Source organism: Mesorhizobium sp. M0800 (assembly GCF_040320095.1).
GTDB lineage: Bacteria > Pseudomonadota > Alphaproteobacteria > Rhizobiales > Rhizobiaceae > Mesorhizobium.
The window spans coordinates 101160-114495 of sequence record NZ_JAMYOZ010000006.1 but is presented as its reverse complement, the minus strand read 5'-3'; the positions used below and the strand labels follow the sequence as shown (position 1 = coordinate 114495).

Sequence of the window (13336 nt, the reverse complement as noted above, 5' to 3'; positions counted from 1 at the left end):
CGGGAAAGTATCGTTCATTCCGGTTTATCGCCCTCGATACTCCCCTTCATACCGGAAAGTTCTTCCGTCGTGCATAACAACCGCGGCCGCGCCGGGTCGGAGATGTCGAGCTTGTCCCAGGGAATGCGGTACACGCTGTCGCGACCGCGCAATCGAAAGGCGTCGAGGACCGCAATGCCGATGGCCGAAGCGGACAGACGCTCGAAGGCCGCGTAGATGCCGACATGGTACTCGGCAACTACCAGGTCGTCGCCATCCGGTTCGGCGCGTATCTCCTCGATACGGCCGATGCTTTTGCCGCGCTGCGAAAGCACATTCCTGCCAGCCAATTGCTCAAGATTGACGGTGGCCATCATCCAGCTCCCGGAATACGACCAATGACATGATCGCGCAGCCAGTCCTGCCAGTCGAAAATCGCCGTTTCGCGGACGTCGATATCGAACTCGATGTCGACGCCGATGTCGCGCACCTTGTTCCAGGCGATGCGGTGCGGCTCGGCATGGCGCTTGCCGCCGAGCCTTGCCGCAACCCGCGCCATCCAGCGCCCGGGTCGCTCGCCAAGCCGACGCCCCAGCGTGATCGAGCCGAGCTCGACCGCAACGATTTTAGGCGGCTCGCCTGGCCTGAGCTCGGCCACCAGCCCGTCGACCTTGCCGATCTTGACCTGCTCGCGGTCGACCACTTGCTTGTCCAGGATGTCGCGCAGCAACTCCATCACGTGCCTCCGAATATCTGCAAAGGAATGGTCACGATCGCGAGCACGAAACCGAGCGCGATGATGAAGATGACCGCGGCATTCGCTATCATGCCATTGCGGTGCTCGCCGACATAACGCTCGTCATTCAGCAGGAAGAGGAACGGCACCACGGTCAGCGGCAGGCTGGCGGCCGTCAGCGCCATGGAAAAGATGGTGAGCTTCAGCGGATCGAGGCCCAGTGCGATCGGAATGGCGGCGAGAAACAGCGAGACCGTATACACGGCGCTGAAGCCCGGGTCGTCGCGCGGTTTCAGGTTCTCGCCCCAAGTCCAGCCGAAACCCTGCGCCACAAGGTAGGCTTGCTGCAGGCCGATTTCGAGCGCGGCACCGAAGCAGGCAATGCCTAGTGAAGCAACGAACAGGACAAATCCCCAGAAACCGAAGATCGGAATCAGCATCAGTGGCAGTTGGTGGTAGTCATCGACCTGCTCTATGCCGTGCGCGACCAGCACGAGCGCCGCCACAATCAGCACACCGATAGCGATTGTGCCGCCAAAACTCATGCCCAGGCCGGCAATGGCCCGATTGGCTCCGAGATAGCTCTTGTCCCACTCGTCCTCGATCGCTCCCGACGAATAGAACATGAACAGATAGGGCGAGATCGACGCACCAAGAATGCTGACCGCCATGAACCAGTAGTTGGCCGCGTCGTGATCCGGCAGTGTGGGCACGGCCCCGGCCGCGACCTGCCCCCAATCGGGCTTCAGCATGACTGCGCCAACCACGAAGCACAGCGTGACCAGCCCGAGGATCGCGACGCCTTTTTCGATGAATCCGAACGTGCCTTTCCAAAGGAACAGCCACGCCAGAAAAGCGACCGGCAGCGCCCACCACTGAAAGCCGATGCCGGTGGCGAGCTCGAGCGCAATGGCAACACCGCCGATTTCGGCTGCCATGACCAGGAAGTTGACCAGCAAGGTCGCAAGCAACGGCCACAGAAAGGCGTTGAAGCCAAACCGTTCCCGGATCCCGTCGGCGATGGTGTGATGGCTAACTGCGGCGAAGCGTCCGGCCATTTCGACCAGGAAGATGATGCAGATCGTGCCCAGGACGACGGCCCATATCAGCTGAAACCTGAACGCCGCGCCGGCCTGAGCGGCGGTCGCCACTGATCCGACCTCAAGAAAGCCGCCAACGCTGGTGACGACGCCGAGCGATATTTCGAGCAGCTTCTTCATGATTTCGGCGCGAAATGTTTCGCGTAGGACGTGCTCAGGTCGGCGGCGGCGGCCCGCAGATCCTGCTGCGCCTGTTCCACTTCCGAGCGGTTGCCGTTCTGCACGGCCGTCGTCGCGCGCATTACCGTTGCCGAAAGCCGTCCAACCACCATCGTCAGACCGGCTTGCCCGCTGGGCTCAGGCGACTTGGCGGACTGGATTTGCGCACCGGCATCGGCGAGCGCCTGGCCGACCGATTGCAAAGTGCGCGACGTGTATCTCGACGGGGCTTCCCCAGCGATCCAACTCTCCAGGACCAGCGATGCGGTCTGTGTGGCGGAAGCCGCGGTTTCTGACTGCTGCTCGACCTGGCCGGAAGGCGAGCATGCCGTCAGTACAAATATTATCAGCAGCAAGCACAGGCGGTCTGGTCGAGGACCGACGGCTGTAACGGCATTTACAATACGTGCTTGTAGCGTTGCTGCCACACGATTGTTCTCCCCGCACCAAGCGACTTCGGCGCGAAGTTTGATCTAGAGCGCTGGGTGATCAGGTCAACTGAACCGCGATGAACGGCGCTGGCACCGCGGAACAAACCAGCGATCGCCGGATTAGGGGATGAGGAGGCAAAGGCCATGGACAGGGAAGAGCGTATCAGGCAGCGAGCCCATGAGATCTGGGAGCGCGAAGGCCGTCCGCAAGGACGCGAGCGCGAGCATTGGGATCAGGCCGTGCAGGAGATCGAAGCTGAGGGTTCCGAGGCCGAACGCGGCCCAGTCGTGCCCGATCCAACGGTCGAGGCCAGCTCCGATCCGGAGGCACGCGGCAGCAAGCGGCGGCGAGGGACATGAGGCCGATGCCTCGTTTCGTCGCCTGGATCGTGGTCGTACTGGTCGTGCTGTTCGCCGCCTGGCTGATGATCGGGCGCGACAGAACCGGCGGCGGAGGTCAGCCCACGCCGCACGCAATTGATCAAAATGGATAGGAGCCGACATGACGGGAACCGATACTCATCCTGAACAAGACCCGGCGGAAGGATCGCGATCGATAGTGGAAAAGCAGCTCCGCAAGGAGCAAGGCGGCGAGGGTCAAGATCGCAAAGCCGAGCCAGCTTCCGACAAATCCGGCAGCAAGACCAAGACGCCTTCGGAAGCGCGCAAGAAAGGCTCAGGCTTGGATTGAGCCGGCCGAAAGCGGGCTCACACTGCCGTTTGCCTCGAAATAATAGGGATAGCGCTGCTGGACGATTTCGAGCACCTCGAAGATGCGGCGAAGATGCGTTCGCATCGCCTCTTCCGCGGCAAGCGCGTCGGCCTGCTCAAGCGCATCGACAATCCGCCGATGCTGGCCGAGGACCACCGACATGCTGTCGAGGCGCGGAAAAGACAGGAAGCGGAAGCGGTCCATATGCAGCTTCGCCGCGCTGATGTCGGCCCAGATTCCGGGAAACCCGGCATGGCTGGCGATGTGCTGGTGGAACAGCTCGTCCGACTTGAAAAAGCGCCTGTCGTCCGCGATGCAGGCGAACGTCTCCTGGACGGCCAGTTCGCCTTTGAGCATGGCAAGCAGGTCGGCACGGCGCGGGCTCTCGACCGCGCGCTTGATCAGGCCGATTTCGAGCGCTTCGCGCAGGAACTGCGATTTCTCGAGATCGGCAATCCGGAGCGGCGCCACCATGCTGCCGCGCTGCGGATAAATGTCGATCAAGCCAAGACCGGCCAGCCGGGCGAGCGCCTCCCTGACCGGCGTGCGGCTCACGCCGAGGGCTTCCGACATCGCCTTTTCAGAAATCAGCTCGTGCGGCTTCAGGCGGAAGGTCAGGATCTGGTCGAGCAAAACCTCGAACGTCCTAGCCGCAACTGAAGCGCCGGGGGCGGTTTCGCCGAGCCGCCCCTCGGTGATGGTCCGCATTCCCAAAAGCCCTGCCATCGGCGACCCCTTATAGGCTCTGCAGCTTCAAGCCGTTCATGAAATGCCTGCGCAAGCAGCAGCGCCGACGTTATTCCTTGCGCGGAGAACCACCGATGCGCGCCAGCAGGCCGCCATCGACGCGTACGACCTCGCCGGTGACGAAGGAGGCATCGTCGGACAGCAGGAAGGCGACGACTGCGGCAATCTCTTGCGGCTGGGCGGTACGGCCGAGCGGATGCATATTGTCGAGGATGCGCAGGATCTCGTCGGGCCTATCGTTGAGCTTGACCGCATCCCGCAGCATCGGCGTGTCGACCGCACCCGGAGCGACGGCATTGACGCGCACGCCGAGCGGCGCATAGTCGACGGCCATCGATTTGACCAGGCCGATCAGGCCGTGCTTGGCCGTGCTGTAGGCCAGAACCCCTTCCTGGCTGGCCAGACCCTGCACCGAGCTCATATGGACGATGGCGCCGCGGCTTTGCCGCAGCAGCGGCATCGCCGCGCGGGAGAGCAGGTAGGCAGCCTTGAGGTTGACGTTCATCACCTCGTCCCAAAGCGCCTCGTCCGTGGTCTCAACCGTTCCGTAACGCTGGATGCCGGCATTGTGGGAGAGCATGTCGAGCCCGCCGAACGCGGACTGGGCAAGCTCGACGGCGCGGCCACAGGCTTCAGTGTCGGCGGTCGAGCCAAGCACGGTGTGCACGGTCACGCCGCGCGCCGAAAGCTGCGCCGCGACCTCATCCAGCTGATCGCCCGCCCGGTCGAACAGGATCAGGTCGACGCCTTGCTCAGCCAGTCTTTCGGCGACAGCACGACCGATGCCCATGGCTGCCCCGGTTACCAGTGCGCGTTTTTTGAACTCAGCCATTTATCCTCCCTCGAACAGTTGCGCAGTGGCTACCATGGTAGTCGATCGGCGCCACTTGACGTGCCCTTCTTTGCCGAACCGGCCCAACCGTGTTCGGCGTCATGTCGATCCTTGCATGAAAGCCAGCGTTTCCGCGCGCGTCGGTGCTCCAAGACGTCCGCCAAAGCGCAGGCATTTCAGGGCGGCGGCGGCGCTGGCCACTGCTATCGCCCGCTCTTCGTCCCAACCTTCGGCCAAGCCGAGAGCGAAGGTGCCGTGAAACACGTCGCCTGCCGCCAGGGTGTCGACGGCTTCGACCGGCGGCGACGGCAGATGACGGACGTCATTTCTGCCCGAGTAGCGGAACACGGTGCCGTTCGCGCCATCGGTGACCGCCACGAAGGCGCCGGTCCGTTCGCCGAGAATGGCGACGGCAGAACCGGCGGATATCTCCGGACCGCAAAGGATGCGTGCCGCCGGCAGCGAAGCAACGACATGCGAGGCGAGCGGCAGCAGCCGGTCGAGCACCGGTCGCGAGGCGACATCGGCGTCAAGGATCGCCGGGATACCGCACTCGCGAGCCTTCGCCAGCGCCAGGGCCGCGGCTCCGGGCCAGCGGACATCAACCAGCACGGCGTCGAAGCGGGAAAAATCCGCGGGCGGAAGACGGTCAGGATCGGCTTGCGTGACTGCATCGTAGAAGGGCACAATCATACGCTCGCCGGCGGCATCGACCAGGATCGTGGCAATGGCCGAGCGGCCACCTTCAACCCTGCGCACCAGCGAACAGTCGACCCGCTCCGCCTCCATCTGGCCGATGACATCGCGGCCAACAGCATCGTCGCCGACGCTTGCCCATAGCCAGACCTGCCCGCCCTGGCGGCTGGCCGACGCGGCCGCGCTTGCTGCCATGCCGGCCGCGATCTGCACGGCCTCGCTTGGCAGGAACTTGCCGGCGCCGGAGGGCAGGACATCGAGGCGCAAGATCGTGTCGTAGGTGAGCGCGCCGACGCAGAGCAGGCGGGGCGCCGTCATTGCAGCCGGTAGCCGCGCTGATGGGCAATCGCCGTCATCACGCCTCTCAATTCGGCAAGGCCGCGAAGACGGCCGATCACGGGGTAGCCGGGATGGGTGTGCCGCGCGGCGTCATCGATCAGCTCGTGGCCATGATCCGGGCGAAACGGCAGCAGCGCCGCCGGTTCGCCGGCGTCGCGGCGGCGTTGCTGCTCGTCGAGCAAGATCGAGACCACCGAGACCATGTCGACATCGCCGCTCAGATGCTCGGATTCCATGAACGAGCCGTCCGGGTCCTTGCTGACGTTGCGCAGATGCACGAAGTTGATCTTGTGCGCAAAGCGCCTGGCGATGGCGGGCACGTCATTGGCCGGGTTGGCGCCCAGCGACCCCGTGCACAAGGTGAGGCCGCTATGGGCCGATGGCACGGCGTCCAGGATAAGGGCGATGTCGTCGGCGTTCTTGACGATCCGGCACAGGCCGACGAGATCGCGCGGCGGATCGTCCGGGTGGATCGCCAACGTGACGCCCGCCTCTTCGGCCGCCGGCAGCACGTTTTCGAGAAAACGGACGAGGTTCTCGCGCAGCCGGTCGTGCGACAGGCTCGACTGCTCGGCCACCACTTCGCGCAATTCCGCTACGTCGTAGCGCTTGAAGGCGCCTGGCAGGCCGGCCATGATGTTGGCAAGCAGACGCTCTTTTGACGCACCCGGCGTCGTCTCGAACCATTCGCTCGCCCGCTGGAGAACATCGGACGCATAGTCGCGCTCCGATCCCTTGCGCTGCAGCATGTAGCAATCGAACGCGGCAAGCTCGTGCATGTTCATGCGGAGCGCCCGTCCGCCGCCCGGCAGCGGCGCAGCCAGGTCGGTCCGGGTCCAGTCGAGGATCAGCATGAAGTTGTAGCAGACCGTGCGCACACCGCAGGCGCCGAGATTGCGTAAGGTCTGCCTGAAATTGTCGTAGAGCCGGTCGAGATCGCCGCGGCCGAGCTTGATGTCCTCGTGCACGGGCACACTCTCGACGACGCTCCATTTGAGGCCCATCGCCGGATCCGCCTCGATAAGCGCCTGGCGCTGCCTGATGGCGTCGATCGGCCAGACTTCGCCGTAAGGGATGTCGTGCAGTGCCGTCACGATGCCGGTCGCGCCGGCCTGCCTGGCATGGGCGAGCGTTGCTGCGTCGCTCGGCCCAAACCATCGCCACGTCTGCTCCATTCGACCTCCAGCTACGGAATTTCCCGACGAGACCCCGGTGTATTGGATGCTACCATGGCAGTCAATTGCCGCAGTCCAGTGCCTGTGTCCGCGTTCGGGCGGCCGCCCTATGAGAGATTACAACGATACGTGGCGTTCAGATTGAACGGCTATTCAAGGTCCGAGTTTCGGCTGGCCCAAATCGCGCCGCGTTCGAACATCGTGCGCATTTGCGGCACGGCGAACTCGTCGGCGGTGTGCCCGAGCGCGCTGTAGAAGACGCGGCCCCTGCCGTAGCGGCGCTTCCAGACAACCGGCATGACGACGCCGGCGATGAAATCGAGATGCTCGCCGGTGAAAGTAGTCGTCGCCAGCACCTCGTTGGTCGGATCGACATGCATGTAATACTGCTCTGAACGGTAGGCGAAGCCGTCGATGCCCTGCATGACCGGATCGCCTGGCCTGGTGATGTCGACGTGATAGTCGATGATGTTGCCGGGATGGGCGACCCACTGGCCGCCGGTCATGAACTGGTATTCCGGCTCGTTGCGGAAGCTGTCGCACATAGTGCCGTGAAAGCCCGCAAGGCCGGTGCCGGCCCCGACGGCGCTGGTCAGGTTTTGCAGCTCCGGCTTTTCGATTGTCGACATGGTGATCACCGGGACAATGAGATCGAGCTTGCCCAGCTGCGGATCGGCAAGTGCCGAAGTCCCCTGCTCCAGCTGCACGTCGAAGCCGTTGCCGGCCAGCATCTCCTTGACGATTTCGGCGCTTCGGGCCGGGGTGTGACCTTCCCAGCCGCCCCAGAAAATCAGTGCCGTCTTGCTCATCGCATTATTCCCTATTCCAGAATTCCGAAAGGCAGGTCGGCGCGCATCGGCGCCGGCCGGGCGCAGCGATATCTGAGATCGATACCCTGCCCTATCTCTGCTGAAGAGATGATCGATTCCATGATTTCCAGGACATGGAGGGAAAGATCGAGACTGGCGCGGTGTTGTCTGCCCGAGACGACCGCCTGCGCCATGTCGGCAAGGCCGAGGCCCCGGTAATTGCCGTCGCCATACGAATGGATCTGATCGGCCACCGTCCAGTCGCCCTTGCGCTGGCTGGTCCTGATGTCGCCCTGGAACTGGTTGGGATCGGAGACGATCATCGAGCCCTTGGTTCCGTAAAGTTCGATGTGATTGTGTTCATGCTTCCAGACGTCGAAGCTGGTGGTGATCGAGACCGCGGCGCCATTCTCGAATGCGAGCAGGCCGGAAATATGGGTCGGCACCTCGACCCGGATGGTTTCGCCCTGGCGCGGTCCAGAACCGATGGTGCGGGTGGCGTAGGAAGACTTCGCCTGCCCGGTCACGGATTTTACCGGACCCAGGAGATTGACCAGGCAGGTCAGATAGTACGGTCCCATGTCGAGCATCGGCCCACCGCCGGGCTGATAGTAGAAATCCGGATTGGGATGCCAGAGCTCGTGGCCGGGCACCTGCATGAAGGCAGAGCCGGCGACAATGGTCCCAGCCGTATCCTCATCGACCAGCCGCCGCGCCGTCTGGTGGGAGCCGCCAAGAAAGGTGTCGGGTGCGCAGCCGACGCGCACGCCCTTTTCGCGCGCGGCCGCGACCAGCCGCTCGGCGTCGCTGAGCGTCGTTGCCAGCGGCTTCTCGGAATAGACGTGCTTGCCTTGCCCGACAGCCTGCAGGCCGACCGGCACATGATGCTGCGGCGTAGTCAGGTTGAGCACGATCTCGACGCGCGGATCGGCCAACAGCGCGTCGACCGGCATGGCAGCCAGGCCGTAGACCGCTGCCTTGGCCTCGGCCGCCGTCCGGTTGACGTCGGCGACGCCGACAATGTCGAGCACCGGGAATTGTGGCGATGCCTTCAGATAGGCATCCGAAATGTTGCCGCAGCCGATAATGCCGACACCGATCCTCCGCATGGGCCTCTCCTCAAAAGGCGGCATTGATGAAACAGCAGAACTCGTTTGTCACCCCCCTTTCGGCCAGACGACGTTATCCCGTGACAAGGATATACCTCGAGAGCCTCAGAACCGCCGCCCGATCACAATCGCGCGCCTATGCGCGAGCCGCTTGCTTTCGAGGTCGAACGGCCGGTACTCAGCAACATTGCTTCATGTAGCTTGCTCGACATTTTTGATGCCGGCTTTAGAAGGACGCACATGATCCGCCCACAAGGAACCATCGCACCGATCCTGACGCCGTTCGAAAACGACGGCCGGATCGCCCGCGATCTCTGGATATCCCACGCCAAATGGGTGCTGGATCAGGGAGCGCATTTCCTGTCGCCGTTCGGCACCACGGGCGAGGCCTTGTCCGTCTCGTTGCGCGAGCGCATGCAAGCGCTGGAGTGGCTGGTCGAGGCCGGCATTTCGCCAAGCCATCTGATGCCCGGCACTGGTGTCACAGCGCTTGCCGAGACCGTCGAGCTGACGGCGCATGCCGTCGGGCTCGGCTGTGCCGGGGTGATGGTGCTGCCGTCGTTCTTCTATACGGCCGCCGGCGACAACGGACAGGCCCGCTACTATGGCGAGCTGATCGAACGGGTGGCGAACCCGGCGATGAGGATGATCCTCTACCACATCCCGCAGAATTCCGGCGTACCGGTGAGCCCGGCGCTGACCGCCCGCTTGAGCCAAGCGTTTCCGGATGTCGCAGTGGCTTACAAGGACAGCGCCGGCGATTGGAACAACACCGCGGCGGTCATTGCGGCAGCCCCAAGGGTCGCGGTGTTCCCGAGCTCGGAGGCACAGCTGACGAAAGGCCTCGCCAACGGTGCTGCGGGGTGCATCTCGGCGACGGTCAATCTGAATGCCGCAGCGATCCGGGCCCTCTACGACGCAGCGCTGGCGGGAGAGGACATTACTGACGCGGATGCCGCCATCAAGGCGTTCCGCAAAATCATCCAGGACGCCGGCCTCATCTCCGCAATGAAGGCAGTGCTGGCGGTACGGTCCGGCGACAGACGCTGGCTGAACCTGCGCGCGCCGCATGAGAACGCGACGCAAGCCACCGGCGAAGCTTTGCTCGCCGCTCTCGGCCCGCTAGCCGACCATATCGGCCGGAGCTGACTATCGGGCCGTGTTCAGGGCGGCAGCAGCGCGTATCAGCGCCTTGAACGCATTCTCATCTATGTCTTCGCCCTCACGGATATCGATGGCGCGCCTGGTGTTGCCTTCGAGACTGGAGTTGAACAGGCCTGAAGGATCCGGCAGGGAGGCGCCCTTTGCGAAGGTCACCTTCACGACGTTCTTGTAGGTCTCGCCGGTGCAGATTATTCCGGCGTGCGACCACACCGGAACGCCTCGCCACTTCCACTCCTCGACCACTTCCGGGTCAGCCTGCTTGACGAGAGCGCGGACATGGGAAAGCGTCTTGCCTCGCCAATCGTCCAGCTCACTGATCCTCGCATCTATCAGCTGAGAGGGAGAGCTCTCTGCATTTCCTTCCATAGAGCCACTCTTCATCATCATTGTCGCTTTCCCTAGGGTTGTTGCCGCTCGCCCGTCACATGAATACCGCTAGTCGGCACCGGGTTTGCGGGAATGACTGGCATTCCACTCACATTCGCTCGCCAGCCAACTGGCTGGCTTGCTTTACCCAGTCGGTGAGTTGAGCTTCGTCGAGCTGGTCGTCCTCGCGGATGTCGAGGTAGCGCACGTCCTTGTGCTTGGACTCGCCTGGAGGGAAAGGATGCAGCGACGTGCCGCGGAAGAAAGCCAGCTTGATGTACTTTGTGAAGCAATGGAAGTTGAGGAACCAGCCTTGACCCTCTACGCCATAGAAGGGCGAGTTCCATTTGACGGCCTTGCGCAGGTTGGGAACGTTGCGCTCGATGAGTGCGTCGAGGCGGCGGCCGACGTCGTGTTTCCAGCCCGGCATGGCCGCGATGTAGGCCTGCACGGGAGCGTCACCATCACCCTTCGGGATCTGCGGGTTGCCGCCTGCGAGGAGGACCGGCTTGGCGGCTGCAGGCTTGGCGGCGGGCTTCTTCGCGACCGCCGCTGACTTGATGGACGTCTTGTTGGCCATGCGTTCACTCCAATGCGCCGGTGCCCCCTGCGTTGCGCCACTTGGGAGCGTAAGGCAGCACGAACATGTACAGACCGGTAAGCAGGAGCAAGCCGAGTGGAAACAGCGGCAAGAGGTATACCCAGTAGGCGGGTTCCTTGCCTGCTCCCAGGCTGATGAAGATGGCGGCGACGACCGCCGCAAAGATAATCGACAGCCAGCGGTGGATCTGCCGAACCCATTTGTTCCAATCCATTGAGACCTCCTCTGAAGACGAACCGAAGCGGATCGGGCGGCCCGTTTGGCGACTCCCGCCGGGCAGCCACGCCACTGAACGCATGCTTTACCAGCGCGCCAGTTGGGTGATTTGAACGAGGTTGCCGCAGTTGTCGTTCAGCTGGGCGATGGTCGAGCCGGTTACTTCGGTCGGCGGCATCGTGAACTCGGCGCCGCGCGCTTTTATGCGCTCGTAGTCGCCCTTGACGTTATCGGTGAAGAACATGACCGCGGGCTGGCCCTGCTGGAAAATGGCTTGCTGGTAGGCCTTGGCCGCCGGGTTGTCATTGAGCGCGAGTTGCAGCTCGGCACCGTCCGGCTCGTCGGGTGATGCGACGGTCAGCCAGCGAAACGGCCCATTGCTGAAATCGGCCTTCTTGGTAAAGCCGAGCGTTTCGGTGTAAAAGCCAGTGCCTTTTCCTGGTCTCCACGTATACTTTGGCCAACTTGATCTTCAATGGCTTGCCTCCATTATCGCCTCGTGATGTCGCTCTGTAACAGAGCCCTTGCTTGGATAGCCCAGCGGATCTCAGTCCGTCCGCGCCAGAACCTGCTCCAGATCGTCAAAGAACCTCGGCCAGCCGACTTTGGCACCCCGGAAGTAAGGCTGCTGATCCGGCCGGAAGCCCGACTGTTCCATGCGCAAGCGGGCTCCGGTGCTCGTGGGGGTGAGGGTCCAGGAGACGACACTCTTGAGATCCTTGGTATCCCACGTGTAAGTCAGTGTTCTGTTCGGCTCGACCGTCTGCACCTGACATTCGACAGCGCCCCAGTCTGCGTGAAGATTGAAACGGTGGTCCGCGACAGGTTTGAAGTCATTTTTCATGAGCCACTCCTCGATCAAGTGTGGTTGCGTGAGCGCGCGCCAGATCTTCTCGGGCGGATAAGCGATTTCCCGTTCGACAACGACGGAGAGCGTTTCGGTCGCCATTTCGTTCACTGGTCCATCCTTTTGAGCAGGTCTTCGAGGTCGTCGAACCGGCTCTGCCAGAACCCGGTCATCTGGCTTGTCCAGTCAATCAGGGGGGCAAGCGCAGCAAGCTGCGCGCTATAATGGGTCTGTCGCCCTGCATGGCGGTCGCGCACGAGCCCGGCCTGCCTCAAAACGCCGAGATGTTTTGACACGGCCGGTTGCGAGATCCCGGCCTGAGCCGTTAGAGCCCCGACCGTCTGCTCTCCTTCGCGACACAGCCGCTCAAAAATAGCGCGCCGAGTCGGATCGGCAAGCGTTCTGAAGAGTACATCGTGAGCGTTTGGCATTGGGATCGATAACCCTTCGGCTATTGATCGATGTATAACCACCGGGATATGTGTGAGTCAAGCGGGAAGCGGCATAATTCTCGTTGCAGGTCACCTGCTTCGCTCACGCAGCCAGTTGCTTATTCGCCGTGCTCTGCACTGGAATTGTCACGCGTTATACGCTACATGACCATCTACATGGTCAGGAGCTGAGATGGACGCGGTCAATTTGGCGGACGCCAAGGCACATCTGAGTGAGCTCGTCGACCGGGTCGAGGCTGGAGACTCGATCGACATAACCCGGCGTGGCAAGCCGGTCGCCAGGCTCACGGCCGTGGCCCGCCCTCGCAAACGGATCGACGCCGTCCTGCTCCAATCCCTGACCGCAACCATGCCTCTGCAGGCTCAGGCTGCCACCGATCTGGTGCGATCGATGCGAGATGGCGATCGCTATTGACGTCCTATCTCGATACTTCGCTGATCATCGCGGCGCTATCCAACGAAGCCATGACCGCGCGTGTTCAGGGCTGGCTGGCGGAGCAGGACCCAGGGCAACTTGTGATCAGCGACTGGACCATCACCGAGATTTCCTCCGCCATGGCGATCAAGCTTCGGACCGGACAGATCGACCTGGAGCAACGCGCGGCAGCGCTCGCGATGTTCAATAAGCTTGTCGCTGAGAGCTTCACCGTGCTGCCGGTGACGGGCGGGCATTTTCGGGTCGCCGCGAAATTCGCCGATCAGCATATCCTCGGGCTTCGTGCTGGCGACGCCCTGCACCTCGCGACGGCATCGGAGCATGGCGCCACGGTGTGGACCCTCGACCAGCGGCTCGCCGAGGCAGGACCGATTCTCGGCGTGCCGACGCAGTTGCTGGCATGATCGAGGCCCTCTCCTCCAAAATGAAT

The 13336-nt window shown here is 62.9% G+C and carries 21 protein-coding genes and 1 pseudogene; 6 read left to right on the top strand and 16 right to left on the bottom strand.

Features of this window, described 5'->3' with window-relative positions:
- Window positions 1-14: 14 nt before the first annotated feature.
- The 4 genes from NKI18_RS10475 to NKI18_RS10460 are packed head-to-tail and all read right to left on the bottom strand — an operon-like array spanning window position 15 to window position 2330.
- Window positions 15-353: a hypothetical protein gene (locus tag NKI18_RS10475; protein WP_352468015.1), complete on the bottom strand. Its 339-nt coding sequence runs from the start codon at window positions 351-353 to the stop codon at window positions 15-17.
- Window positions 353-715: a hypothetical protein gene (locus NKI18_RS10470; RefSeq protein WP_352468016.1), complete on the bottom strand. Its 363-nt coding sequence runs from the start codon at window positions 713-715 to the stop codon at window positions 353-355. The genes NKI18_RS10475 and NKI18_RS10470 overlap by 1 nt, the downstream gene beginning before the upstream one ends.
- On the bottom strand, window positions 715-1935 hold the full coding sequence (locus tag NKI18_RS10465; RefSeq protein WP_352614909.1) for an NRAMP family divalent metal transporter: 1221 nt from the start codon (window positions 1933-1935) through the stop codon (window positions 715-717). The genes NKI18_RS10470 and NKI18_RS10465 overlap by 1 nt, the downstream gene beginning before the upstream one ends.
- Entirely contained in the window at window positions 1932-2330 is a 399-nt protein-coding gene (locus NKI18_RS10460) for a hypothetical protein (RefSeq protein WP_352614907.1), read from the bottom strand. Before NKI18_RS10460 ends, NKI18_RS10465 begins: the two co-directional genes overlap by 4 nt.
- A 219-nt stretch (window positions 2331-2549) precedes the next feature.
- Here NKI18_RS10460 and NKI18_RS10455 point away from each other — a divergent pair, with 219 nt between their 5' ends.
- Genes NKI18_RS10455 through NKI18_RS10445 form a run of 3 tightly spaced genes read left to right on the top strand, consistent with a single transcriptional unit; the run spans window position 2550 to window position 3096 of the window.
- A complete protein-coding gene (locus tag NKI18_RS10455) occupies window positions 2550-2765 on the top strand; it encodes a DUF2934 domain-containing protein (RefSeq protein ID WP_352614905.1) in 216 nt (71 codons plus the stop codon).
- A gap of 5 nt (window positions 2766-2770) precedes the next feature.
- A complete protein-coding gene (locus tag NKI18_RS10450; RefSeq protein WP_280952094.1) occupies window positions 2771-2899 on the top strand; it encodes a hypothetical protein in 129 nt (42 codons plus the stop codon).
- A gap of 8 nt (window positions 2900-2907) precedes the next feature.
- The gene (locus tag NKI18_RS10445; protein WP_352457405.1) at window positions 2908-3096 is read left to right on the top strand and encodes a hypothetical protein; all 189 of its coding nucleotides are present in this window, start codon (window positions 2908-2910) and stop codon (window positions 3094-3096) included.
- Here NKI18_RS10445 and NKI18_RS10440 read toward each other — a convergent pair.
- The 6 genes from NKI18_RS10440 to NKI18_RS10415 all read right to left on the bottom strand — a co-directional run bounded on the left by NKI18_RS10440 (window position 3082) and on the right by NKI18_RS10415 (window position 8824).
- Entirely contained in the window at window positions 3082-3843 is a 762-nt protein-coding gene (locus NKI18_RS10440) for a GntR family transcriptional regulator (RefSeq protein ID WP_352614903.1), read from the bottom strand. The genes NKI18_RS10445 and NKI18_RS10440 overlap by 15 nt on opposite strands.
- A 70-nt stretch (window positions 3844-3913) precedes the next feature.
- Window positions 3914-4696, bottom strand: a complete 783-nt coding sequence (locus NKI18_RS10435) for an SDR family NAD(P)-dependent oxidoreductase (protein WP_352614901.1) — start codon at window positions 4694-4696, stop codon at window positions 3914-3916.
- A gap of 99 nt (window positions 4697-4795) precedes the next feature.
- Complete coding sequence (locus NKI18_RS10430; protein ID WP_352614899.1) at window positions 4796-5710, bottom strand: PfkB family carbohydrate kinase; 915 nt, start codon at window positions 5708-5710, stop codon at window positions 4796-4798.
- Complete coding sequence (gene uxuA / locus NKI18_RS10425; RefSeq protein WP_352614897.1) at window positions 5707-6906, bottom strand: mannonate dehydratase; 1200 nt, start codon at window positions 6904-6906, stop codon at window positions 5707-5709. The genes NKI18_RS10430 and uxuA overlap by 4 nt, the downstream gene beginning before the upstream one ends.
- A 149-nt stretch (window positions 6907-7055) precedes the next feature.
- Window positions 7056-7715, bottom strand: a complete 660-nt coding sequence (locus NKI18_RS10420; protein ID WP_352614895.1) for a ThuA domain-containing protein — start codon at window positions 7713-7715, stop codon at window positions 7056-7058.
- Window positions 7716-7726: 11 nt separating this feature from the next.
- Window positions 7727-8824, bottom strand: coding sequence for a Gfo/Idh/MocA family protein (locus NKI18_RS10415; RefSeq protein WP_352614893.1), 1098 nt, complete (start codon window positions 8822-8824; stop codon window positions 7727-7729).
- Between the two features lie 240 nt (window positions 8825-9064).
- Here NKI18_RS10415 and NKI18_RS10410 point away from each other — a divergent pair, with 240 nt between their 5' ends.
- Window positions 9065-9973, top strand: a complete 909-nt coding sequence (locus NKI18_RS10410; protein ID WP_353019634.1) for a dihydrodipicolinate synthase family protein — start codon at window positions 9065-9067, stop codon at window positions 9971-9973.
- Here the strand turns inward: NKI18_RS10410 and NKI18_RS10405 are convergent, their stop codons facing one another.
- The 6 genes and pseudogenes from NKI18_RS10405 to NKI18_RS10380 all read right to left on the bottom strand — a co-directional run bounded on the left by NKI18_RS10405 (window position 9974) and on the right by NKI18_RS10380 (window position 12449).
- Window positions 9974-10372: a DUF1801 domain-containing protein gene (locus NKI18_RS10405; protein WP_352615291.1), complete on the bottom strand. Its 399-nt coding sequence runs from the start codon at window positions 10370-10372 to the stop codon at window positions 9974-9976.
- Between the two features lie 91 nt (window positions 10373-10463).
- Complete coding sequence (locus tag NKI18_RS10400; RefSeq protein ID WP_352614891.1) at window positions 10464-10934, bottom strand: DUF1801 domain-containing protein; 471 nt, start codon at window positions 10932-10934, stop codon at window positions 10464-10466.
- Window positions 10935-10938: 4 nt separating this feature from the next.
- Window positions 10939-11169: a hypothetical protein gene (locus NKI18_RS10395; RefSeq protein WP_023716563.1), complete on the bottom strand. Its 231-nt coding sequence runs from the start codon at window positions 11167-11169 to the stop codon at window positions 10939-10941.
- A gap of 87 nt (window positions 11170-11256) precedes the next feature.
- Window positions 11257-11541: pseudogene (locus NKI18_RS10390) on the bottom strand (VOC family protein); the annotation flags it as partial.
- A gap of 177 nt (window positions 11542-11718) precedes the next feature.
- The gene (locus NKI18_RS10385; protein ID WP_352451011.1) at window positions 11719-12129 is read right to left on the bottom strand and encodes an SRPBCC family protein; all 411 of its coding nucleotides are present in this window, start codon (window positions 12127-12129) and stop codon (window positions 11719-11721) included.
- Window positions 12126-12449, bottom strand: coding sequence for an ArsR/SmtB family transcription factor (locus NKI18_RS10380; protein WP_023716560.1), 324 nt, complete (start codon window positions 12447-12449; stop codon window positions 12126-12128). Before NKI18_RS10380 ends, NKI18_RS10385 begins: the two co-directional genes overlap by 4 nt.
- A gap of 193 nt (window positions 12450-12642) precedes the next feature.
- On the opposite strand from NKI18_RS10380, the gene NKI18_RS10375 reads away from it, so the two are divergent.
- Together NKI18_RS10375 and NKI18_RS10370 are read left to right on the top strand one after the other, a co-directional pair.
- Window positions 12643-12885: a type II toxin-antitoxin system Phd/YefM family antitoxin gene (locus tag NKI18_RS10375; RefSeq protein ID WP_023676181.1), complete on the top strand. Its 243-nt coding sequence runs from the start codon at window positions 12643-12645 to the stop codon at window positions 12883-12885.
- Window positions 12882-13310, top strand: a complete 429-nt coding sequence (locus NKI18_RS10370) for a type II toxin-antitoxin system VapC family toxin (protein ID WP_352614889.1) — start codon at window positions 12882-12884, stop codon at window positions 13308-13310. Before NKI18_RS10375 ends, NKI18_RS10370 begins: the two co-directional genes overlap by 4 nt.
- The last annotated feature ends 26 nt before the right edge of the window (window positions 13311-13336 follow it).

Excerpts from the sequence above, each read along its gene's own strand:
- NKI18_RS10375 (WP_023676181.1), top strand. The coding sequence starts at position 12,643 with ATGGACGCGGTCAATTTGGCGGACGCCAAGGCACATCTGAGTGAGCTC.
- NKI18_RS10440 (WP_352614903.1), bottom strand. The coding sequence starts at position 3,843 with ATGGCAGGGCTTTTGGGAATGCGGACCATCACCGAGGGGCGGCTCGGC.
- NKI18_RS10465 (WP_352614909.1), bottom strand. The coding sequence starts at position 1,935 with ATGAAGAAGCTGCTCGAAATATCGCTCGGCGTCGTCACCAGCGTTGGC.
- NKI18_RS10410 (WP_353019634.1), top strand. The coding sequence starts at position 9,065 with ATGATCCGCCCACAAGGAACCATCGCACCGATCCTGACGCCGTTCGAA.
- NKI18_RS10470 (WP_352468016.1), bottom strand. The coding sequence starts at position 715 with ATGGAGTTGCTGCGCGACATCCTGGACAAGCAAGTGGTCGACCGCGAG.
- NKI18_RS10475 (WP_352468015.1), bottom strand. The coding sequence starts at position 353 with ATGGCCACCGTCAATCTTGAGCAATTGGCTGGCAGGAATGTGCTTTCG.
- NKI18_RS10445 (WP_352457405.1), top strand. The coding sequence starts at position 2,908 with ATGACGGGAACCGATACTCATCCTGAACAAGACCCGGCGGAAGGATCG.
- NKI18_RS10380 (WP_023716560.1), bottom strand. The coding sequence starts at position 12,449 with ATGCCAAACGCTCACGATGTACTCTTCAGAACGCTTGCCGATCCGACT.
- NKI18_RS10430 (WP_352614899.1), bottom strand. The coding sequence starts at position 5,710 with ATGACGGCGCCCCGCCTGCTCTGCGTCGGCGCGCTCACCTACGACACG.
- NKI18_RS10400 (WP_352614891.1), bottom strand. The coding sequence starts at position 10,934 with ATGGCCAACAAGACGTCCATCAAGTCAGCGGCGGTCGCGAAGAAGCCC.
- NKI18_RS10405 (WP_352615291.1), bottom strand. The coding sequence starts at position 10,372 with ATGATGAAGAGTGGCTCTATGGAAGGAAATGCAGAGAGCTCTCCCTCT.
- uxuA (WP_352614897.1), bottom strand. The coding sequence starts at position 6,906 with ATGGAGCAGACGTGGCGATGGTTTGGGCCGAGCGACGCAGCAACGCTC.
- NKI18_RS10455 (WP_352614905.1), top strand. The coding sequence starts at position 2,550 with ATGGACAGGGAAGAGCGTATCAGGCAGCGAGCCCATGAGATCTGGGAG.
- NKI18_RS10420 (WP_352614895.1), bottom strand. The coding sequence starts at position 7,715 with ATGAGCAAGACGGCACTGATTTTCTGGGGCGGCTGGGAAGGTCACACC.
- NKI18_RS10395 (WP_023716563.1), bottom strand. The coding sequence starts at position 11,169 with ATGGATTGGAACAAATGGGTTCGGCAGATCCACCGCTGGCTGTCGATT.
- NKI18_RS10415 (WP_352614893.1), bottom strand. The coding sequence starts at position 8,824 with ATGCGGAGGATCGGTGTCGGCATTATCGGCTGCGGCAACATTTCGGAT.
- NKI18_RS10435 (WP_352614901.1), bottom strand. The coding sequence starts at position 4,696 with ATGGCTGAGTTCAAAAAACGCGCACTGGTAACCGGGGCAGCCATGGGC.
- NKI18_RS10450 (WP_280952094.1), top strand. The coding sequence starts at position 2,771 with ATGCCTCGTTTCGTCGCCTGGATCGTGGTCGTACTGGTCGTGCTGTTC.